The organism is Gemmatimonas sp. (assembly GCF_044376735.1).
In the GTDB taxonomy this organism is placed as follows: Bacteria; Gemmatimonadota; Gemmatimonadetes; order Gemmatimonadales; family Gemmatimonadaceae; genus Gemmatimonas.
The window spans coordinates 1-21,263 of sequence record NZ_JBILKJ010000046.1; the positions used below are offsets into that span (position 1 = coordinate 1).

General features: G+C 66.9%; 18 protein-coding genes. 7 read left to right on the forward strand and 11 right to left on the reverse strand.

The features are described 5' to 3' along the window. The 3 genes from paaC to paaA form a co-directional block, all read right to left on the reverse strand. A partial coding sequence (gene paaC / locus ACIRA7_RS08785) for a 1,2-phenylacetyl-CoA epoxidase subunit PaaC (protein ID WP_396220461.1) occupies positions 1–400 on the reverse strand: 400 nt, incomplete at its 3' end. 7 nt (positions 401–407) lie between these two features. Next, complete coding sequence (paaB, locus tag ACIRA7_RS08790; protein ID WP_396220462.1) at positions 408–695, reverse strand: 1,2-phenylacetyl-CoA epoxidase subunit PaaB; 288 nt, start codon at positions 693–695, stop codon at positions 408–410. A 16-nt stretch (positions 696–711) separates the two neighbouring features. Then, entirely contained in the window at positions 712–1,683 is a 972-nt protein-coding gene (gene paaA / locus ACIRA7_RS08795; protein ID WP_396220463.1) for a 1,2-phenylacetyl-CoA epoxidase subunit PaaA, read from the reverse strand. A gap of 62 nt (positions 1,684–1,745) precedes the next feature. On the opposite strand from paaA, the gene ACIRA7_RS08800 reads away from it, so the two are divergent. Next, on the forward strand, positions 1,746–2,531 hold the full coding sequence (locus ACIRA7_RS08800; protein WP_396220464.1) for an enoyl-CoA hydratase/isomerase family protein: 786 nt from the start codon (positions 1,746–1,748) through the stop codon (positions 2,529–2,531). Positions 2,532–2,598: 67 nt separating this feature from the next. Continuing rightward, positions 2,599–3,555, forward strand: a complete 957-nt coding sequence (locus tag ACIRA7_RS08805) for an alpha/beta fold hydrolase (protein WP_396220465.1) — start codon at positions 2,599–2,601, stop codon at positions 3,553–3,555. Between the two features lie 16 nt (positions 3,556–3,571). Here ACIRA7_RS08805 and ACIRA7_RS08810 read toward each other — a convergent pair whose 3' ends face one another. Both ACIRA7_RS08810 and ACIRA7_RS08815 read right to left on the reverse strand, forming a co-directional pair. Beyond that, entirely contained in the window at positions 3,572–3,958 is a 387-nt protein-coding gene (locus ACIRA7_RS08810) for a hypothetical protein (RefSeq protein WP_396220466.1), read from the reverse strand. Between the two features lie 38 nt (positions 3,959–3,996). Further along, positions 3,997–5,910: a glycoside hydrolase family 3 N-terminal domain-containing protein gene (locus tag ACIRA7_RS08815; protein ID WP_396220467.1), complete on the reverse strand. Its 1,914-nt coding sequence runs from the start codon at positions 5,908–5,910 to the stop codon at positions 3,997–3,999. Between the two features lie 96 nt (positions 5,911–6,006). Between ACIRA7_RS08815 and ACIRA7_RS08820 the strand changes: the two genes are divergently transcribed. Then, positions 6,007–7,467: an alginate export family protein gene (locus ACIRA7_RS08820; protein WP_396220468.1), complete on the forward strand. Its 1,461-nt coding sequence runs from the start codon at positions 6,007–6,009 to the stop codon at positions 7,465–7,467. Beyond that, complete coding sequence (locus ACIRA7_RS08825; RefSeq protein WP_396220469.1) at positions 7,467–8,831, forward strand: carboxypeptidase regulatory-like domain-containing protein; 1,365 nt, start codon at positions 7,467–7,469, stop codon at positions 8,829–8,831. Before ACIRA7_RS08820 ends, ACIRA7_RS08825 begins: the two co-directional genes overlap by 1 nt. Positions 8,832–8,915: 84 nt before the next feature. On the opposite strand, the gene ACIRA7_RS08830 is transcribed toward ACIRA7_RS08825, so the two are convergent. The 4 genes from ACIRA7_RS08830 to ACIRA7_RS08845 are packed head-to-tail and all read right to left on the reverse strand — an operon-like array spanning position 8,916 to position 11,575. Then, a complete protein-coding gene (locus ACIRA7_RS08830) occupies positions 8,916–9,410 on the reverse strand; it encodes an SRPBCC family protein (RefSeq protein ID WP_396220470.1) in 495 nt (164 codons plus the stop codon). A gap of 33 nt (positions 9,411–9,443) precedes the next feature. Further along, the gene (locus ACIRA7_RS08835) at positions 9,444–10,079 is read right to left on the reverse strand and encodes a transglycosylase SLT domain-containing protein (RefSeq protein WP_396220471.1); all 636 of its coding nucleotides are present in this window, start codon (positions 10,077–10,079) and stop codon (positions 9,444–9,446) included. Next, positions 10,076–10,279: a DUF350 domain-containing protein gene (locus tag ACIRA7_RS08840; protein WP_396220472.1), complete on the reverse strand. Its 204-nt coding sequence runs from the start codon at positions 10,277–10,279 to the stop codon at positions 10,076–10,078. Before ACIRA7_RS08840 ends, ACIRA7_RS08835 begins: the two co-directional genes overlap by 4 nt. 54 nt (positions 10,280–10,333) lie before the next feature. Then, positions 10,334–11,575: a hypothetical protein gene (locus ACIRA7_RS08845; RefSeq protein WP_396220473.1), complete on the reverse strand. Its 1,242-nt coding sequence runs from the start codon at positions 11,573–11,575 to the stop codon at positions 10,334–10,336. A gap of 201 nt (positions 11,576–11,776) precedes the next feature. Between ACIRA7_RS08845 and ACIRA7_RS08850 the strand changes: the two genes are divergently transcribed. Genes ACIRA7_RS08850 through ACIRA7_RS08860 form a run of 3 tightly spaced genes read left to right on the forward strand, consistent with a single transcriptional unit; the run spans position 11,777 to position 16,192 of the window. Next, entirely contained in the window at positions 11,777–13,810 is a 2,034-nt protein-coding gene (locus ACIRA7_RS08850) for an Ig-like domain-containing protein (RefSeq protein WP_396220474.1), read from the forward strand. Then, a complete protein-coding gene (locus ACIRA7_RS08855; protein ID WP_396220475.1) occupies positions 13,807–14,985 on the forward strand; it encodes a YncE family protein in 1,179 nt (392 codons plus the stop codon). Before ACIRA7_RS08850 ends, ACIRA7_RS08855 begins: the two co-directional genes overlap by 4 nt. Position 14,986: 1 nt before the next feature. Beyond that, positions 14,987–16,192, forward strand: a complete 1,206-nt coding sequence (locus tag ACIRA7_RS08860; protein WP_396220476.1) for an amidase — start codon at positions 14,987–14,989, stop codon at positions 16,190–16,192. Positions 16,193–16,343: 151 nt separating this feature from the next. Here ACIRA7_RS08860 and ACIRA7_RS08865 read toward each other — a convergent pair whose 3' ends face one another. Continuing rightward, positions 16,344–19,892, reverse strand: coding sequence for an amidohydrolase family protein (locus tag ACIRA7_RS08865; protein ID WP_396220477.1), 3,549 nt, complete (start codon positions 19,890–19,892; stop codon positions 16,344–16,346). A 62-nt stretch (positions 19,893–19,954) separates the two neighbouring features. After that, a partial coding sequence (locus ACIRA7_RS08870; protein ID WP_396220478.1) for an amidohydrolase family protein occupies positions 19,955–21,263 on the reverse strand: 1,309 nt, incomplete at its 5' end.

Genomic DNA, 21,263 nt, shown 5'->3' on the forward strand with positions numbered 1-21,263 from the left:
CGTGTTCGCAGCGCGAGAGGGCGTCGAGCAACAGCACGCTGTAGACATCGAACAGAAACTGCCGCACCATCGTGACGGCGAAGTCGCCGTTGGGGACTTCGACCAGCAAGGCATTGCGGTACGCCACAGCATCGCGGAAGTACGCAAGCCGGTCGGCATCGCGCCCCTGCCCTTCGATTTCCCCGGCGAGCGCCAGCAACGAGTTGGCGTGACCGATCAGGTCGAGCGCGATGTTGGCCAGCGCGATGTCCTCCTCGAGGATCGGCCCGTGGCCACACCATTCCGACAGCCGATGCCCGAGCACCAGACGATCGTCGCCAAGGCGCAGCAGGTACTCGAACAGCGGATTGGCGACCGGCGTCGTACGCGGGGCGGCCACCTGGAACGACGGATCGGTCATCAGCGACTCAGAAGATGCGCACGCCGCGCGGCGCGATGTAGAACTGCGGATGACGATACGGCTTGTCGTTGCCCGGGTCGAAGAACGGACCGGCATCCGACGGCGCCGAGGCCACGATTGCGGCGCTCGGCACCACCCACAGATTCACCGCTTCACCGCGACGGGCGTAGACATCGCGGGCATTCTGTAGCGCGAGCTCGCCGTCGGGCGCATGCACACTGCCGGCGTGTTCGAACGGCTCACCCTTGTTGGGCTGGGTGAAGACTTCCCAAAGGGGCCACTGACTGTCTGCCATGATGTGAATCCGCGCCTCAGGCCGCAGCCGTGGAGGTACGTGCCTGCTGTTTTTCGGCGTAGGCCGACGCGGCGGCGCGCACCCAAGCTCCCTCGTCGTGCGCCTTGCGGCGCGCCTCGAGCCGTTCGCGATTGCATGGGCCGTTGCCCTTGAGCACTTCGAAGAACTCGCTCCAGTCGATTTCGCCGAATTCCCAGTTACCGGATGTCGCATCGAGATGCAGATCGGGATCGGGCACCGTGATGCCGATCGCGATGGCCTGGGGCACCGTGAGATTCACGAAGCGCTGCCGCAGTTCGTCGTTCGTCTTCCGCTTCACGCGCCACTTGAGCAACTCGGCGCTGTTCGGCGAATCGGTGTCGCTCGGACCGAACATCATGAGCGACGGCCACCAGAAGCGGTTGAACGCCTCCTGCACCATGGCCTTTTGCTCCGGCGTGCCGTTGGCGAGCACCGAGCAGATCTCGTAGCCCTGACGCTTATGGAAGTTTTCTTCCTTGCAGATGCGGACCATGGCGCGGGCGTACGGGCCATAGGAGGCCTTCGCCAGCACGGTCTGGTTTACGATCGCGGCACCATCCACCAGCCACCCGATCACGCCCATGTCGGCCCATGACAGCGTGGGATAGTTGAAGATGCTGGAGTACTTGGCGCGGCCGTCGAGCAGCGCCTCGACCAGATCGTGGCGATCGACGCCCAGCGTCTCGGTGCCGCAGTAGATGTACAACCCATGCCCGGCTTCGTCCTGTACCTTGGCGATGAGCGACATCTTGCGACGCAGCGACGGTGCGCGCGTGATCCAATTGCCTTCCGGCAGCATGCCGACGATTTCGGAGTGCGCGTGCTGCGACATCATCCGCGTCAACTGCTTGCGATAGCGCTCCGGCATCCAGTCCTTCGGCTCGATGCTTTCGCCGGCGGCGATGCGAGCTTCGAAGGCAGCCAAGAGGGCCGGATCCTCGGTCGGGACGGTTGGGTTCTGGTCCATGACTGGAATGTACCCACCGCAAACGGGGTTCGACAATCGGAACACCTCGCTAGTTTCCGCGCATGACGACAGACGCTCCCCGCCCCGCCGACAGTCCGGACGGCTACGTCCGTACCGCTATCGAAAACGGCATCGGCCGTATCGAATTCTTCCATCCCAAGAGCAACGCGCTGCCGAGTGCGATTCTGCGCGATCTCGCGGCCGCCGTCACCGCGGTCGGCGCCGATCCCGCCGCGCGCGTGATCGTACTGCAGAGCGGCGGCACCGGTCCGTTTTGCGCTGGTGCGTCGTTCGACGAACTCACCGCGATCGCCGGTCCGGAACAGGGGCAGGAGTTTTTCAGCGGGTTCGCCCGTGTGATCCTGGCCATGATCCGAGCGCCCAAGTTCGTGATCAGCCGGGTACACGGTAAAGCCGCCGGCGGCGCGGTGGGGCTGATCGCCGCCTCCGACTTCAGCATGGCGGTGTCCAAGGCGTCGGCCAAGCTCAGCGAACTGGCCGTGGGCATCGGTCCGTTCGTGGTGGGTCCGGTGATCGAGAAGAAGATCGGCCTCGCCGCCTTCGGGGCCATGTCGGTCGATGCCGACTGGCGTGATGCGGCGTGGGGTGAACGGCATGGGCTCTACGCCAAGCTGTTCGACGACGTCACCGCCATGGATGACGCCGTCACCGCCTTGGCCACGACGCTCGCGGCGTCCAACCCCGAGGCGATGGCGATGCTCAAGCGTGTGTTCTGGGCGGGCACGGAACAGTGGGATACGCTGCTGGCCGAGCGCGCATCGATGAGCGGCACGCTCGTGCTCTCCGACTTCACGCGGAACGCGATCGGCGCCTTCAAGACGCGTTAGTGGTCCGAGCCGGCCGTTCGTGCCAAGGCCCGTCGTTCGCCGTTCGCTCACTCCTCCCTGAATATCCGTGCCCACCCGTCCTGCTGACTTCCGTACAACCGCGCTGATGGTGCTCGGACTGGTGCTGCCCGGGCGCGAGGTCGCCGTGGCACGACCGACGCCGGCGCCCGGGGAGCGACGCGTGGCGGTGGCGCCCGCCGAAACGCTGAGTGTGAGCGGCGGTGCGGTCGGCATGACGCGCGGCGACGTGGCGGTATTGCTGTTGCCGGGTCCCGTGGGATCGGCGTTCTCGATGCGCAGCGTGGTGCGGGGGCTCCAGGCTCGCGGGATCGAACCATTCGTGATCGATCCGCTCGGCATGGGCGCCTCCACCCGACCGAAGGGCGCCGACTACACGTTGAGTGCGCAGGCAGCCAGAATCGGGCGCGTGCTCGAGAAGGAGCTACCGGCCGGCGTGCCGGTGATCGTGGCGGCGCAGGGCACCAGTGCCACCATCGCCTTCCACCTCGCCGCCACCGACACCTCGCGCATCGGTGGCGTGATCTCCATCGCGGGAGGCCCGATCGACCAACAGGGCACCCCCGGCGTTCGCACCGCACTCACCTTTGCCGCGTTGCTCGACAACCCCATCGGCCGCGGCTTCGCCAAGCGACGGTTTGTATCGGCACTGCGCGATCAGAGTGCCGACGACCGCTGGCTCACCGACGAGGTTGTAAAGCAATACGTCGCACCGATCGAGCATGACCTGCGCGGCCTCCTTCGAACCCTCGGCGCGATGCAGGCCGCGGTGGAACCGTTTCCGATCGCATCACGGCTCGCGCGGATCACGGTGCCGGTGCGGCTGCTGGTGGGCGACAAGCCATCGGCGAGCGCGCCCAGTGCGGCGCAGGTACTCATGCTGCAACGGCACGTGCCGCGGTTCGCCCTCGACACGCTGCGCCCTGGCGGCACGATGCTGCACGAAGAACGCGCCGCCGATGTGGCGCGGGCGATCGACGAGATGGTGCGCGGCGCGCGACGGTAGCGCGCCGCCGACGCCATTACTTCTGGCGCGTGCCGCTGAACGTGGCGCCGCCCTGCCCACCGAAGTCCAGATCGCCCTTGATGTGATCGGCATCGACGATCGAGCCGCTGAACGTGAAGGTCGCGCCCCCCGACGTACTGGCGGCGAAGGTGAACGTCTGTCCCTTGACGAGGCCCTTGAACGGCAGCGTGCCCATCCGGCCCGACGTGTACGTGCCGGCGAGGGAGTCGCCTTTTTGCGTCATGGCGACGGCGGACATGCCGGTGCCATTCTCGGTGACGACTTCAAAGGTCCAGTTACCGGTCAAATCGACGGCGAGGCGCTGGGCGGCAGCGGCCACCGAGGTGGTGACGGCGATGAGCGACGCCGCGGCGACGGCGACGAGACGCGATGAAGAACGCATGGCGGATTCCGAGTGGTGAGTGAGTCGAATGGACGCAATCAGCGACGCAGGCCGGCGCCGAACGGCGCCACCCCGGGAATCGTGATCGGGAGCTGTCCGGTGATGGGTGCCTTGCCCAGCAGGGCCCGCGCGGCCGCGCGCTGCGACGGCGACCACGGGCTCCACGCGATCAGATGCGCCTCGGTGAGCGGCAAGCCGAGTTGCAGATACGGATTGTTGAACGACACCAGCACCACCTTCGTGTTCGCCGCGCGCAGGCCGTTCAGCAGCTCGGGCAGACCTCGCGTCGCGACCATCGACGCGGTGTTGCTGCTCGCCCCGATATAGCTCGATACGATCACGAGATCGGCGCCGCGCGCGATGGCCAGAGCATTGTCCACCGACGCCGGCAAGAGCGCCGGCTCGGGGTTGATCTTGTAGGCGCCCGTGCCGCCGGCCGCGGCGCCCGCCGTGTTGTCGGCCACGGTTTCCGGGCTGAGCGTGAGCGACAGCAGGTTGGCGAAGGTCCCCTTGAGTTCCGCATCGAAGATGCGACCGGCACTGAGATCGACGCGCGGCGTGACCGTGATGCTGACGACCCGGCTGGCAGCCGGCAGCTTGAACGGCACCAGCGTGAGCGTGTCACGCACCAGGGTGATCGCCTTCTCGGCAGCCACGCGAGCGGGCGCCACGTTGGCCGCCACCCCAACGCGCGCGCGCACCCCTTCCACGCTCACGAAGCGATCGCGGTCGAGCCTGAACTCGTGCTTCGCCATCAGCAGCTTCCGTACCGAGGCATCGATGCGCGCTTCGGTGAACCGCCCGGACGCCACACCATCGACCACCGCCTGAATCGCGACCTTGGCATCGCTGGGCATCAGCAGCACATCGTTGCCGGCGATCACGGCGCGCTGCGTGGCTTCCGCCATCGTCATGTTCCCGAGCACGCCGTTCATGTCGAGTGCGTCGGTCACCAGCAGGCCGTTGAACCCCATCTGCGTACGCAGCAGATCGGTCATCACCGTCGCGCTCAGTGTCGCCGCGGTGTGCGTGGTGTCGAGCGCCGGGAGGTCGCCATGGAACGTCATCATGCCGCGGACACCGGCATTGATCGCGGCCTGAAACGGCCGCAGCTCCACACTGTCGAGCCGCGCGCGCGACACGTTCACGCGCGAGAGCTCGAGGTGCGAGTTCTGTTCGGTATCCCCGTGTCCCGGGAAGTGCTTGCCGGTGGCCAGCATCCCATGTTCCTGAATCCCGCGCACCAGCGCCGCCCCCATGCGCGACACCAGCTCGGGATCTTCACCGAAGGACCGGGCCGCAATCACCGGGTTCTTCGGATTGTTGTTCACGTCGAGCACCGGCGCGAACGCCATGTGGATGCCCATCGCACGCCCTTCGATCGCCGTTACCCGCCCCATCTCGTAGGCGAGCATCGTGTCGCGCGACGCACCGATGCCCATCTGATACGGGAACGACGTCGCCCCCCCGAGTTCAATCGCGTTCGGCAGGAACCAGCCACCCCGGGCGCGGAACGCCGCACCGGTCTCGAGATCGGCGCCGACCAGCAGCGGCAACTTGGCCACCGCCTGCAGCGCGTTCACCTTCGCGGCAATGTCGAGCGGCCCACCGACCGACACGATGATGCCACCGAGCTCCTGCTCGCGGATCAGCCGTTCGATGTTCGTGTACGCGGCCGCGTCGGTGGCGGTGTAGTCGCCCAGCGTCCAGATCCACACCATCTGCGCGGCTTTCTGCCGAAGCGTCAGCGTGGCGAGCACCGAGTCGGCCCACGCCGAATCGGCCGCGGCATGCTTCGGCGCCGCGGCGATCTCCATCATCGGCGTGACCGGCTCCGGACGGCGCGCGGTCGGGGCGGCCACCGGACCGCGTGCGGTCTGGGCGGCGGACGCACACGCGGCGCTGATGAGCACCGCCGACACGGATAGGCGGACGAAAGGCGAAGTTTTCACGATCGAAGGCGGGCGAAGTCGGGCGGGAATGAACGGCTCTCTGGGGGAAATGTACCCCGGGCGCGCCAATTCGTGGCCGACGGAGTATCGTCCCCCATGGTCTGCCGTGTCCACTTTTCAGGCGCTGTCGTCGGGGCCCTGCTGCTCGCCGTCGGCGCGCTGCATGCCCAGTCGCCCGCGACCCGGACCGCGACACGGACTGCACGCCGTGCGCCGGCCCCGACGCGGGAGTGGAGCGATCGGCTCAAGGCGATGCCGCTCCATACGGGATGGCCACTGACGCTGACGCTCTCCGGTCAGGCGCGCTGGCGCGAGGAGTTCATGCGGGCCTATAACCTCGGTCCGCTGCACGACGACTTTGGCCTCACGCGACTCATGGTCGGTGCCGACCTGCAGGCCGGACACGCCAAGCGGCTCCACGGGCGCGTGCTCACCGAAGTGCGTGATGCGCAGGCGCTGAGTCGCACCTTGCCGGGAGGGACGCGACCGACCGATGGCGACCGGCACGACATTCAGAATCTCTACGCGGACCTCGGGTACGGGCGCTCATTCGTGCGCTACGGCCGTCAGGAGGTGTCGCTGAACCGCGAGCGACTGGTGGGGGTCCCCGACTGGGCGAACACGCGTCGCGGCTCGGCGGGCACGCGGGCGCAGCTCGTGCGGGGCCGGTTGGTGCTCGAAGGCACTGATATCCGGCCGATGATCGTGCGGCTCGATCGCGGCAATCGCGCCGACAGCACGGCCCGGCTGCGCACGCTGTCCCTCGGGTCCGCCCCCGGCGCGGCGCGGTTCGCCCGCGGCCTGCCGACGCAATGGAACGGCTACTGGTACGAGCAAACGGTTCGCACGCCCTCGGCACTCACGCGGCGCCTCACGAGCGGCGCGCGGACGTTGTGGCAGTTCGGCACGCCCGCGACGTCGCGGCTCGTGACGTCCGTGGAGGTTGAGGGCGCGCTGCAACGCGGGCATGCCGGCGCGCGCGAGCTGCAGGCGTGGTTCTGGGTGGCCGAGACGCAGCTGCAATGGCGCCGGGTGCGCGGCCTTCCGTCGCTCGCCCTCGGGCTCGAGCAGGCCAGCGGCGACCGCCCGCTCACGGCGGGGAACGAAGCCTTCGCGGTGCTGTACCCGGCGGCGCACCAGCATGGCGGCTTCGCCGACGTCATCGGCCGTCCCAACGTGACCGAGGTCCACGCGATCAGCAGCTGGGATCCCCTGCCCTCCCTCTCGCTGCGCGGCGCCTGGTATCGGTTTGACCGCCGCCGGCTCGATGAGGGCGTGTACAACAAACAGAATGCGCTCTTTCGCGCCGCCAGCGGCTCGACGGCGCGGCATGTGGCCGACGAAGTGGATCTCACCGCCGCGTGGAAGGCGACGAGTCACCTGCGTGTGCTGCTCGGCGGTGCCACGGTGCGCCCCGGGCCGTTTCTTTCCAACACCCCCGGCGGCGCCCACGTGGAGCATTGGGGGTATGTCGGTACTACGTTCGCGTTCTGTCCTCGTCCGTCGCTCACGACTCTTCGTCCATGTCTCCGATGTTCCGATCCCTTTTCGTGTTGATGCTCGCTACCCCAGCGGTGCTCGCGGCGCAGGTGCGTTCGGCGACGCCGGCGCCGACGCCGCCACCGGCGCTTCGCGCGCGCATCGTCGGCACCGTGTACGACAGTGCCGCCACGCAGTGGTTAGGTGGGGCCACCGTGCAGTTGGTGGACGCCGCGAATCCGTCGAACGTGCGCACCGCCATCACCGCCGCCAACGGACGCTTCACGATCGATTCCGTGGCCGTCGGGACGTATCTGATCGGATTTTTTCATCAGCGGCTCGACCAGCTGGCGATTGAAGCGCCGCTCTTTCGCGTGAACATCACGACGCCGGATACGCTCGAGGTGCCACTGACCATTCCGTCGGCCGAGACGATCATCACCAAACGGTGCGGGCCGGGTGATCCGGAGCAGCCGATGGGGCTCTACATGGGCTTCGTGCGTACCGCCGCCACCAGCCAGCCGGTGCCGGCGGCACGCGTGCGGGCCCAGTACACCGAAGTCACAGTGGGGGCGCGCGGCGTGGAGCGGCGCTATCCGTCACGTTTCGGCAGCAGCACCGACGAGGGCCTCTTCACGCTCTGTGGAGTGCCACGCAATGCGCCGGTCACGGCGCGCGCCTATGCGGGTGCCGACTCCACGGGATTCATTGAGCTGCGCGTCCCGCGCAGCGGCCTGCTGGTGCGCGATCTCTTCATCGGCAGTACCAGCAAGGGCACGGGCGCGGTGCGCGGGGCCGTCAAGAGTGCGAGTGGTAAAGAGATCGCCAGTGCGCGCGTGGTGCTCTGGGGGGCCAGCGGCAACGGCACCAACACGACGAACGGGAAGTACGCGCTGGATGGACTGCCAACCGGCACGCAGATGGTGGAGGCACGCGCGATCGGATATCAGCCCATGCGCATCGTGGTCGACGTGCCCGGCGCTGACACCGCGATCGCCGACATCACGCTCGAAGCGCTGGTCGCGACGGTCGATACCATGCGCGTACGCGGCGACCGCGTTTCGGTGCAGATGGCCGAGTTCGAGAAGCGTCGTCGCGCCGGCTTCGGCTCGTTCATCGATGAGAATCAGCTGAACACGCGCTCGCCGATCTTCATGGCCGACATCTTCCGCACGGTGCCCGGCATCTCGATCGCCAGCGGCCAGTCGGCGCAGGGACGGGTGCTCATGCGCGGGAATGCGGGCACCTGTGCCCCGGCGGTGTTCCTGAACGGCATGAACGTACCGGTGCCCGATGGCAATCTCGACGCGATCGTGAATTCACAGGAAGTCATGGCGGTCGAGGTCTACTCACGCACCTCGAGCGTGCCGCCACAATTCGACTCGCGAAACGGCTGCGGATCGATCGTCGTATGGACCGGGGCGCGCAAGCCGCGCCGCTAGGCGCTGCCGCTGCCCGTCATCACACCTGGTCGGAGCTGTCGATGTCCACACGGCTGGCCGTCCGCCTGGGCACCGCCATCGGCATCATGCCGTAGGTGCGTCGACAGCCTTCACCAGCGGCAGAATCGCGGCGACTAGTTGATCCGTGGCGGCACCCCAGCCGTGGTGGAACCCCATCTCCTCGTGGGCTTCGCGGTCGCTCACGGACCAGTGCCGTACGCGCGCCGTGTATCGGGTGCCATCACCCTCGGGCTCGAAGGTGAGCACCGTGGTCATGAACGCCTTGTCCGACGGCTCCCACGCCGCCACGAAGGCGTCGGTGATCACCAGTCGCGCGTTGGGCACGACCTCGAGATAGACACCGTGGTTGGGCACCACCTGTCCCTCGGGTCCTTCCATGATAATCAGGTTCGAGCCGCCGGGACGCACGTCGAGTTCGGCCTTCGTGGTCTTCCACGGCGCCGGCGTGAACCACTGCAGCACCAGCGCCGGATCGGTCCACGCCCGATACACGAGATGCGGCGGCGCAGGGATGAATCGGGTGAGCACGAGCTCGCGATCGTGGGCAGGTGCAGTCATGGGCGAGGGCGTTGAGGGAAGGACACGTCGAGGCTACCGTTTCAGCCCGCGTGCCGTTGTACCGGCTTTCGTGATGCGGCCACGATCGTCGAGCCGCGCGACGTTGATGTCGATCTTGCGCACGTAGTCCAGCGTCTGCAGGTGACGCCAGCGTGGCACCGACGCCGCGATCTTCTCGATGTTCCGCCACTGCCGCGGATCGAGCCGACGCTCCCGTGCGCGCCGCTGCGCAGCCAGCAGCGTGGCGCGGCCGGCGTTGTAGCTGGCAAACATGAACTGTCGCCGGTCATCGGCCACGGAATCATTCTCCCAGCGTAACCAGAGCCGTCGGTCGTACGCGATGCCGGCCTCGATGTTCAGCTCGGGATTGTTGATCATCGCGAGATCGGCGTTCTCGGACGCGATCTCGCGATACGTGCTCGGCATGAGCTGCATCAGTCCGCGCGCGCCGACGCGACTCCGCGCCAGCGGATCCAGATTGCTCTCGGCCATCCCCTGCGCCTTGAACACGCGCCAGTCGAAGGCCGGTCCGAAGGAACGCTTCGCGGCTTTCCGAAAAGTGTCGTCGTAGCGGTCGGCCGGATCGCGCGGCTGCGCCGAGGCAGTCGGCACCGGCACCGCGGCCGCTGCGAACAGCGCCAGCACGCTCCAGCGCAAACGACGCGTCAATTGAGCGCACCACCCACGACGATCGCCACCGAGATGAAGATTGCCGCGACGAACAGGCCGACCGCCACGTTCCCCCGCTTCAGCTCCTCAGCGAAGTCGACCTGCGGAGTGAGCAGGTCGATGATGCGATACGCCGCGAACATAAGCACTACACCGAGGGTGGCGTACAGGATGTTGAGCCCGACGATCGACCATTGCATGCGTGAACTGGCAAAAGGAAGAGAATGCGACCGTGCGCGGATAATACGTCGGGATCAGCGGCGGCGCGCCGTGATCAGCACCGCGATGTCATCCGGGCGCGGGTTGATGAAGTCGAGACGCACACGCCCGTCGGGCATGGTGGACACCGTGGCGGGGATCGCACTGTTGGTCAGCACCCACCCCGCCGGCAGCACCACCGCGTTGGCCGGCCGGCCGAAGCTGCGGTCCCACACCAGCTCATCACCGGCGAGCCGGTAGCGCGCACTGTCGGTGTACGTTTCCGACATGCGGAGCCGTGTGGTGGCACCGGGCGCCACCGGTGCAAATCGGAACACCACGATCTCCGTGCTCGGCGTCACCGGTTCCCCGATATCGAGCTTGGCGGCGGTGATCGCCGCACCCTTCAACACATCGAGCGCCAGCGGTTCACCAGTGTCGAGATTGCGCGCCGACGGATTTGACACGCGGCTGCCGGCCCGCACCACATTGATATAGTGATCGGTGCCGGCACGCGATTCCGTAAAATCGTGATACAAGTCGAACGCGTGCGTTTCCGGCTGCTGCAGGAAGTAGACGATCTCCCGCGATTGGATCGCACGCTCGGCGAGTCGTGCCTGTACGCTGGATGATGCTGTCCGTGTTGCATTGGTGAGCGTCGGCACCGGGCGCGCCCGCAGCACGAGCGGCGCCTCCGCCGGCGTCGCATTCCAGAAGCTGATGACGATGCGGCCATCCGCCTCCTGCAGGATCTGCGACGGATAATTGCACGACTCGAGTTCGTAGCCCTTCGGGAGCACCACGGCGTTACGCTTGATGCCGAGTGGACGGTTGAACACGATCGTCGTGCCGTCGGTGAAGTAACTCTTGGCATCTTCGTACGTCTTGTCGATCAGCACGCGCGCTTCGCCGCCGTTGGCGGGTACCGGTCGGGCCAGCGTGACACGGATGTACTGCTGCGTGGTGTCCGACACCCGTACACCGCCGGCGCGTGCCACGGCCGCTCCAACGACGTCGAAGGCGAGCGGCTTCCCCGTGGCGCGATCACTGACGTGTTCGTCGGTGGCGATGCTGCCAGCGCGGATCGGATTGAAATAGTACGCTGCACCCGGCGTCGTGGCAGTGACGTCGTAGATGATGCGGAACTTGGCAGACCCCGGTGCCAACAGCTCGTAGCGCGTGTAGGCATCGGCTTCGGTCTGGCGCGCCGGCGCGCTTTGCGCACCCGTAGCGTCTGCGGTGGCGAAGGCCCATGCGATGCAGAGGGCAACGCGGCGTCCAACGGTCACGACGTTCATGTGGGTTGCACCAGATGAATGAAATTGCCGCAGCCGTCTTCGAAACGAGGACGACTGCCGGACGACGGCCAACGGTGCCGCCGAACGCGGCGCGGTGGACGTCGGGTGCTTTCGCTCGACGCGAGGGTACTCAGGTTCCATAATTAGTGGACTGTGGTAGATAAAACATACCGTTGGCCCTCCCCCCGAGCCTCCCTGCCTATGAAGCCCTCCGTCACCATCGCCTCGCTCCTGCTGGCACTGGCAACCCCGCTGGTCGCTGGCTCGGCGCAGCCGACGCCGAAGATTGCCCGACTGGTGATCACGCCTGCCAGCCGTACGATCGTGGCCGGCGATACGATGCGCCTGCGCACGGAAGCGCGCGACGCGCAGGGCAACGTGATCTCCGGCGTCACCGTGCGATACCGGTTGGGCGGCTCCGCGCGTTTCGAGGGACGGGTGGATTCGCTCGGGCTGATCACGGCCAGCTCGACGGCGATCCTGCCGGTCACGGTCACGGCCACCATGCCCGGCGCCGCTCCGATGTTCGAGGTGATCGAGATCACCGCTGTGCCGGGGCCGGCGGCACGCATCGAACTGGCACCGAACGCGCCCAGGCTGGTGGTGGGACAGCGCGTGCGGGCCACGGCGCGCGCCTACTCGGCCAACGGTGACGCCCGCAGCGACCGGATGACGTGGAAGAGTGAGAACCCAGCGGTGGCCAGCGTCACGGCCACCGGGTTGGTGACCGCGCTCAGGGCCGGCACGACGGCGATTGTGGCCAGCACCGGCGGTGTCGCGCAGCGCATGCCGCTCACCGTGGCGGCCGCGTCGCTTTCGTCGCTGACGATGACGCCCGGCCACGTGGAGGCGCGCACCGGCGACGTGCTGCGCTTCGCGATCACCGCGAAGGATGCGGCCGGCAAGTCGATCGCGGGGCTCACCCCGACCTGGAGCTTCTCGCCGGGACAGGGGCAGATCGATGCTGACGGCGCCTTCGTGGGCTACGAGCCCGGCGACTACACGATCACGGCGTCATTCGGCGCACGCAGCGTGGAGAGCACGATCACGCTCGCGCCGCGCGATGTGCGCCGCCCGCTGTCGTTGGTGGGTCGCCTGCCGCGCACGCGCTTCACCACCGAAGAAGTGTGGCTTCACCAGGACGGCAAGCACGCCTACCTCGGCTCGGGCGGCGGTGGCGACGTGCTGTATGCGCTCGACATCAGCAACCCGGCCGACCCGAAGGTGACCGATTCCATCGTATCGAATACGCGTCGCGTGAACGACGTGATGACGTTCCCCGATGGCAAGTTCCTGGTGTTCACCCGCGAAGGGGCGAGCGACCGCAAGAACGGCATCGTGATTGCCTCGCTGGAAGATCCGGCGCATCCGAAGCCGATCGCCGAGTTCACCGAGGGTGTCACCGGCGGTGTGCACTCGGCGTTCGTGTACAAGCAGGACAAGTACGGCACGTTCATCTTCCTCACCAACGACGGCACGGGTGCGCTGCACGTGATCGACGTGAACGACCCGTATCATCCGAAGGAAGTCGCGCGCTGGAAAACCGAAGGACGCCCCGACGCCGGCCGCTCGCTGCACGACATCGACCTGCGCGACGGGCTGCTGTACGCGAGCTACTGGAACGACGGCCTCATCGTGCTCGACGTGGGCAACGGCATCAAGGGCGGCTCACCGTCGAATCCGGTGAAGGTGTCGCAGTTCAAGTACGATTTGAACGCGATGTACAAGCAGGTGGAGGTTGACGGTGGTCCCGGCTTCATTCGCGGTACGCACACCGCGTGGCGTCACAAGAACTACGTGTTCATTGCCGACGAAGTCTTCCCGGCCGCCGGACCGAAGGGCACGAAGGACGCGGCCGCCGGTCGCGCCTACGGGCGTTTGCAGGTGGTGGACGTGACCGACATCGCCAACCCCAAGGCCGTGGCGTTCTATGAACCGGAGTACGGCGGCGTACACAACGTGTGGGTGGCCGGCGATTCGTTGTACATGGGCGCGTACAACGCCGGCTTCCGCGTGTTCGACATTTCCGGGGAGTTGCGCGGCGACCTCCGCGCGCAGGGGCGCGAGATCGGGCATCTCAACACCGCCGACATGGACGGCCACGTGAAGAACGCGGCGATGACGTGGGGCGTGGTGGTGAATCCGAAAGACGGACTGGCCTACGTGAACGACGACAACAACGGACTCTGGATCGTGCGCATCGAGCCCAAGCCGGTGAAGAAGGTCATTCCGTGAGTGCCCGCTCCATGCGCGCCGCGGTCGTGCTATCGATGCTGTGCGTCAGCGCCACGCTGCGCGCACAGCCGCCGGCGCGCGACTACCTCGTGCTGGTGGCCAGCGAATCGGTGGACCGCGTGGCACTCGTGCGCTTCGGTCCCACCGGTGCGCGCGTGGAGCGCGAGAAGTATGTGGGCTGGTCGAAGATGGAAGTGGCTGGCCCCCACGGCGTGGCGATCACGCCAAGTGCGAAGGAGTACTTCGTGACCATCGCCCACGGCACGCCATTCGGAAAGCTCGTGAAGTACGATGCCGCCACCGACACGCAGCTCGGCAGCGTGATGCTGGGCAACTTCCCCGCCACGGCACAGGTGTCGCCCGATGGCGCGCTCGTGTTCGTGGTGAATTTCAACCTGCACGGCGACATGGAGCCGAGTGATGTCTCGGTTGTTGCCGCGAAGGAGATGGTGGAAATCGCGCGCATCCGCACCTGCACCATGCCACACGGGTCGCGCTTGTCGAGCGACGGTACCAAGCACTATTCGGCCTGCATGATGGACGAAACGCTGGCCGAGATCGATGCCAGCACGCTGTCGGTGAGTCGGCACTTCTTCCTCACCAAGGGGAAGGAGATGGGGATGACCGGTGCGCCGCCGGAGCGTGGGGCGAGTGAACATGCCGGGCATGGTGGTGCGGCCACCGACATGTCCGGCCACGGCATGGAGCCCCCCAAGCCGGGGGACATCTCCTGCTCGCCCACGTGGGCGCAGCCATCCCGCGACGGCACACGCGTGTGGGTGGCCTGCAACAAGTCGAGTGACCTGGTGGAGATCGACACCAAGTCGTGGACGCTGGTGCGCCGTATTGCCGCCGGCCCCGGCGTGTACAACCTGGCGACCACGAACAACGGCGCGCGGATCATCGCCACCAACAAGCGTGATGCGTCGGTGTCCGTGTTCGACGCGGTGTCGGGGAAGGAACTCGCGCGCATTCCCACCACCCGAAAGGTCGTGCACGGCATCGCCGTGAGTGACGACGACCGGTACGCGTTCATCTCGGTGGAAGGGGTTGGCTCGGAGCCCGGCACGGTCGACGTGATCGATCTGGCGACACTCCAGAAAGTGGCATCGGTGGATGTGGGACAGCAGGCGGGAGGCATCGACTTTCTGCGGTCGGAGCCGGTGAAGCGCTAGCATGCCACTCCAGGACAGCATCCTCGAACGCGATCACCTTGGCGCCTTCTGCACGCACACGCACGTAGAGCTGGCCGGCGCTGGTCGCGGACCGCTGCACGGACTCACCTTCGGGCTCAAGGACATCTTCGATGTCGCCGGTCATCGCACCGGCTTCGGCAGCCCCGACTGGTTTACCACGCACGGCGAGGCAACGAGCACCGCCACCGTGGCCACGCAGCTGCTCGCGGCGGGCTCCACGCTCACAGGCAAGACGCACACCGAAGAGATGGCGTTCAGCCTCACCGGCGAAAACGCGCACTACGGCACGCCGATCAATCCGGCCGCGCCGAACCGCGTCCCGGGCGGCTCGTCGAGCGGGTCGGCCGCTGCGGTGGCCGGTGGCTTGGTGGACTTCGCGATCGGCAGCGACACCGGCGGCTCGGTGCGCGCGCCGGCCAGCTTTTGCGGCATTTACGGCATGCGGCCCACGCACGGCCGCATCTCGCTCGATGGCGCCTGCCCGCTCGCGCCGATCTTCGACACGGTCGGCTGGTTCGCGCGCGACGCGGCATTGCTGGCGCGCGTGGGCAACGTGCTGCTGGGCGGTACGGCCGCCGCACCCGGCCGCCTGCTCCTCGCGCAGGACGCGTTCGCACTGGCGCTGCCCGGTGCCGCCGACGCACTCGCGCCCGCGCTCGCGCGCGTCGCGGCGCTGCTTGGCGAGGGCGAGCCGATCACGGTCAGCGACGAAGGACTACCGGCGTGGTTCGACGTCTTCCGCGTGCTGCAGTACGACGACATCTGGACCACGCATCGCGCATGGATCACGCGTGTGCGCCCGACCTTCGGTCCGCAGGTCGGGCCGCGCTTTGCCGCGGTGGCGCAAGTGCAGCCACATGAGGTGGCGGCGATGCGCGTGCGACGCACGGCGATTGTCGCACGGTTGGACGATCTGCTCGTGAATGGCGCGGTCTTGCTGCTTCCCACGGTACCCGACATCGCGCCGCTGCTGAAGCGGCCACCGGCGGAAACGGTGGCGTTTCGCGAGCGCGCACTGGCCCTGCTGTGCATCGCCGGCTTGGGTGGCCTGCCGCAGGTGAATCTGCCCTTCGGCACGCTGCAGGGTTGTCCGATCGGGTTGTCGATGATCGCGGCGCGTGGGAACGACGAGATGCTGCTGGACATCGCGGCGCAGCTTTCGCCGGAGCAGCCCGCTACGCACTAAGGCTGCCTCTGGACAGTAAAGAAAAGATCACGCAGAGGCGCAGAGAGCGCAGGGCACGCAGAGGACCACACCGGTCCCCGCTGCGTGCCCTGCGCTCTCCGCGTCTCCGCGTGATCAGTTCAGTTTGATCCCTTCGGCATCAGGCGACCCCCTACTGCCGGATCCCCGCCGCTGCCGTCGGTACCGTGTAGCTCCACGGTTGACGCACCAGCGGCTTCTTGCGCGGATACACCTCGTCCAGCGTGTTACCGTCGAACAGGCGGCCGTTCACCATCACCATCGACACGCTGTTGCTGTTGCGGATGTTCACCAGCGGGTCCCGGTCGAGCACGAGCAGATCGGCAAACTTCCCCGCTTCGAGCGAGCCGATCTCGCTGCCGAGGCCGATCGCTTCGGCACCCACGATCGTGGCCGCACGCAGCGCGTCGTGGGTGGACAGCCCACCCGATTCAATCAGCCACAGCTCCCAGTGCATCCCAAGTCCCTGCAACTGTCCGTGGCTCCCCACACCGATGCGTCCACCTGCCGCCACGGTCTTCGCGATATCCTCGGCGTGCTGCCACATCGCGTACTCCTCTTTCACGGCAAAGCCGGCCGGTCCGGGCGCATTCCCCGCGCCGCGACGACGCACCTTCGAATCGAAGTCGACCGGATGCGTGAAGCGACGCAGCTTCGCGTCGTTCATCAGATCTTCGGTCTGGTAGAACCAGCCTTCACCGAACGGGCCACCATACTCCACGATCAGCGTGGGCGAGTTGGTCACCTGCGTCGCCTTGTACCACTCGAAGACGTCTGCGAACTTGGGCGTGATCGGCAGCGTGTGCTCGATACCCGGGTAGCCATCGACGCCGTGCGTCAGGTTGAGCTTCTGATCGAGGCCGCCTTCGGTGGTCGGCATGATGCCGAGCTCCTTCGCCGCCATGATCAGCCACTGCCGCTGCTGACGGTTGCCGCTCATGTACATCTTGAGCGTCTTCGTGTCGTAGTACTTCGCGTACCGCGTCATGATCTCCTTCGCATGCGCGTAGTCGCGCACCGGCTCCGCCGAAAACACGCCGGGGCCCGTGGTGTAAATGCGAGGACCGATCATCTCGCCCGACTCCACGCGATCGGTGTACGCCAGAAAGTCCGTGCTCGACGTCTGCGGGTCGCGCGTGGTTGTCGTGCCGTACGCCAGCGTGGCGAGATACTGCCACGTTTGCGTGTTGTGGATCTGCGGCGTGAGCCACTGCGGGTGGTAGTGTGTGTCCACCATGCCCGGCATGATCGTCTTGCCGCTCACGTCGAAAATCTGCGCACCGGCGGGAATGGTTACACTACCGCGCGCACCGATGGCCACGATGCGACTATCACGCACCACGATGTCGGCGTTCTCGATGATTTCGTTGCCCTTCATCGTGATCGCCTTCGCTCCGCGGAACACCGCCACACCGCGCGGCAGATCACGCGGTGCCATCACGGTGATCTTCATCTCCGCCGGCGTGTACGCGGGCTGCGGCTGCTTCCTGGTGGTGTCGGCCTTCGCGACAGAGTCGGCGCGCGCCACACTGTCCTTCACCGACTTCGTAGTGTCGGCCCGAACCCGCGCCTTCACCTTCGCGTCGGCCTTGGCCGAGTCCTCGGCCACCTTGGCGCGATCGAGATCGTACGACCACACCGAGTTGCCGAGCGCCCAATGCACCACGCGGCCAGTGCTGTTCCACGTGGGGAATTCGCCGCCGATCGTGTTCAGCTTCTTCACCGGCACTGACGCCGCGGCTGGCATTGCCACGTTTACCGTGGGCGCCGTGGCGCCCGTCTGCGCCACCGTGATGGTGTAGAGGTCCATGCCCACCATCGCCAACGCCTGATCACCGCTCGGCGCCATCAGCACCAACGACGCCGGCGGCGGCTGCGGTGGTGTGGGCTCAGCCGGATCGAGATGCGTGTCGGTGCCCAACGGACGGGCCGCGCGGCCGCCGATGTAGTGCCGCGATTCCTTCTCCACCAGCGCCGCATCGAGCGCCGGCGTCGCACCCGACTCGCCACCCGCTCCCGGCGGCAGGGGACCGGTGACCTTCACGTGCGTCTTGATGTCGGTCCCATCCCACCGGAACGACTGCAGACCGGCGCGACCATACGCGAAGATGCGCGTCGCGTCCTTGGTGAAGTGCGGTGTGCCCAGTCCGCCACTCGGCATGATCACCGACAGCGCACCACCGGTGGCGGGCAGCCACACAATGTCGGCTGCGGCCGGACCAAAGAACGCCGCACCAGCCTCCTGCATTTCACGTGCAGCAGCCCGCATGGCCACGATACGATCGCCGGCTGGCGACCAGGCGAGATCGGTGTACAGCCCCGCCGACGTGGTGAGTGTTTGCGTGACCCATCCCTTCTTGGCATCGAGCGTGGCCCGCACGATCTGTCCGCCGGCGGCGTCGTCCCACGTGACCCACGCCAGTGACTTGCCATCGGGCGACCACACCGGACCGAACTCGCCGGCCGTGCTCTTGCTCACACGCGTGGGGGTGCCACCCGGCAGCGCCATCACGTGAATGCGCCCCAACGAGGAGAACGCGAGCTGCTTACCATCGGGCGACGGCTGAATGTCGCGGACCTGACGCGACGCAAACATGGCCGCCGTATCGACCTTCCACGCAAACTTCACTTCGGGGCCCATCTCAAGCTTCACATCGGCTTCGAACGGAATCTTGGCCGCGGCCGACTTGTCGACCGGCACGCGCCAGATCTCACCGCCGTACGACACCACGACCGACTTCGAATCGGGCATGAAGCTGAAGCCCGGATAGGCATCCATCGGCGCGCGCGACTCGGTGTCGTCACGCTGCACCGGGAACGCCAGCCAGTCTTCCTGCTGCGTCTCGAGGTTGCGAATGCGCAGGCCGGTCTTCGTTTCGAAGCGTGTACCGTACACGAGATACTTGCCGTCGGGCGACAGCGTGGGGCGGAAGCCGGAGCCGAAGCGCGTCGTCATCTGCGATACGCGTCCGGTTTCCTTGTCCCAGACATGGATCTGGAATTGCGCGCCGATGCTGTTGTACTGCCAGTCGCCGGTGCGGGCGGCGAACCACATGTAGCGCGGGTCCTTGCCGAAGGCGGCGCCAAGCAGCTTGAGGGTGGCTGGCAGCGTGGGCTCGGTGGTGATCGGCAGGCCATTGCCGCCATTCACGTTGTACATCCACAGCTTGGCCGCGCCGCCCAATCCGCCACCGCGCGAACTCACCACGTACGCACCGTCCGGCGTCCACTCCGGCGACACGTACATGTTGTTGTTGCCCTTCGTGACCTGCGTGGTGTCCTTGCCGTCGAGCGACTGAATCCAGACGTTCTCGCCCCCGGAGCGGTCGGAGATGAACACGACCTTCTTACCGTCGGGAGAGTAGCGCGGCTGCGCGTCGAATCCCATGCCGCTGGTGAGCCGCGTGGCCTTGCCGCCCGCTATCGGCAGCGTGTACAGGTCACCGAGCAGATCGAACACGATCTGCGAGCCGTCGGGCGACACGTCGAGGGACAGCCACGTCCCCTTCGTGGTCGTGAAGCTGTGCGTGCGCGCCGTTTTCAGGGGCAGCGTCTCGGCCTCTTGTGCCGGGCGGTCCTGCCCAAGAAGCGGGCGAGCGTTCGGATCGCTGAACACGAGTAGCGCCGAGGCCGCGAGCGGTGCGAACCAGGGGGTCAGGCGGTACGACAGCCGATGTGTCACGCGAGCGTCTCCAACGAAGAGGAAAGTGGGGATGCCAAAAGATACGCCGCTGGGCGGCTTGTCTACCGCGCGCCCCGCCCACGGGTGAGGAACATGCCCGGGAGCGCGCCGGTCATGCGCCCGTTTTCGAACACCACCGTCCCGTTCACCGCCACCAGTTGGATCCCCTCGGGCCACTGATGGGGGGCGGTGTACGTGGCCCGATCGGCGATCTGCCCGGCGTTGAACACGGTGATGTCAGCCCGCTGCCCAACCGCGAGCGTGCCGCGATCGCGAATGCCGAGCCACTGCGCGGGCAACGCCGTCATGCGCTGCACCGCCGCTTCGAGGGTGAGCTGTTGCCGTTCGCGCACATGGTGCGCCAGCACGCGGGGAAACGACCCGTAACTCCGTGGGTGCGGAAAACCGCGGCCGAAGGTGACGAGATCCCCGTCGGTTTCCACCATGGTGCCTGGATGCGTGAGGAAGCGCGCCACATCGGCTTCGTCCATTCCATGAAAAATCCCAATGAAGCCGCCGCGCAACTGCAACGCGATCAACGCCTCCACGGCCGCCTCCAGCGTGACGGGCTGTCCGGTGGCCACGAGGTAGTCGGCCAGCGTCTTCCCGGCGAGCGAGGCATCGAACGACACCTCACGAAACTGAATCGACGACGGCTCGGCGCCCGCCTGCTGCGGAAAGCGGACGCGCATCTCCTGCACCAGCCGAGCGCGGGTGGCCGGGTCGGCCACCCGCTTCGCGAAGGCCGGTGCGCCATCGGCCAACGCCCATGGCGGAAACATCAGATCGGAATAGGTGCTGTACGCGGTATACGGATACACATCGGCAGCGACTTCCATTCCTGCGGCCCGCGCCGAATCGAGCAGCGCCAACATGCGCGTACTCCATCCCCACTGCGCCGCACCGGTCACCTTGAGATGGTTCACCTGCACAGGGATCCGCGCACGCCGCCCCACCTCGAGCGTTTCGCGCAACGCGTCCATCACCGCCGGTCCTTCGTCGCGCAGATGGGTGACGTAGATCCCGCCGTACGGTGATGCCACCTCAGCGAGCGACGCGACTTCATCGACCTTCGCGTACGTGGCTGGCACGTACTCCAGCCCCGTGGACAGCCCGAGCGCGCCCTGCGTCATGGCGGAGTCCACCAGCGCCCGCATCCACGCCAATTCCGCCGCGGTGGGCGCTCGGTCGGCGAGACCCATCACGCGCTTGCGGATCCAGGTGTGGCCGGCGAAGAGCCCGACATTCGGCGCCATCTTCACCCGCGCCCGATACTGATCCATCGGAAACGGCTGATCCTGTGAATGCAGCGGCGCCAGCACGGTGGTGATCCCCTGCCGCACGAAATTCTCGGCCAGCCCATGATCGGCG